Consider the following 587-nt stretch of genomic DNA (forward strand, 5'->3'; position numbering starts at 1 on the left):
ATCGGAGGGGGATTCGTATGCGCGCCGGCGGCCGACGCCGTAGCGCCTCGTGCCGACTCGGCCGCGACCGAGCGCGCCACCGGGTCGGCCTGGCGCGCTGTGGACGGGCTCCAAGGAGAGGCCAAGGCCGCCGCCGGCGACTACATCTATTACTTCAAGTTCGCGCATTCCAACAAGTGCGCGGAGGTGCCGGGGCTCAGCAAGGCCAGGGGCAAGGGGCTCGACCAGTGGACGTGCACCGGCAAGGGCCACCACTGGTGGTACCTCACCGAGGGGCCGGGCTCCACGAGGCACGTGGTCAACTACAACAGCAAGCTGTGCATGAACGTGAAGGGTGGCAGCACGGCCAACAAGGCCCGCGTCGTCCAGTGGGACTGCAACAACCAGAACAACGGGCTGTGGGTGCTGGAGTACCACAGCCAGTACGGCCAGTACCGGCTGGTCAACGCGAAGAGCGGCAAGTGCCTGAACGTACGGGGCGCGAGCAAGGGCAACGGCGCCGACCTCATCCAGTACACCTGCAGCAACGCGGCCAACAACCGGTTCTGGGCCATCGACTGACGGGTCCGCCCTAGACCGGGGACGCG

At 67.3% G+C, this 587-nt stretch carries 1 protein-coding gene; it reads left to right on the forward strand.

What is annotated here, in order from left to right; all coding sequences use genetic code 11:
- Window positions 1-561: RICIN domain-containing protein (locus KUM32_RS39865; protein WP_217146610.1), on the forward strand; the 561-nt coding region annotated here is incomplete at its 5' end.
- Window positions 562-587 lie beyond the last annotated feature (26 nt).

It is taken from the genome of Streptomyces sp. AC627_RSS907 (assembly GCF_019049165.1).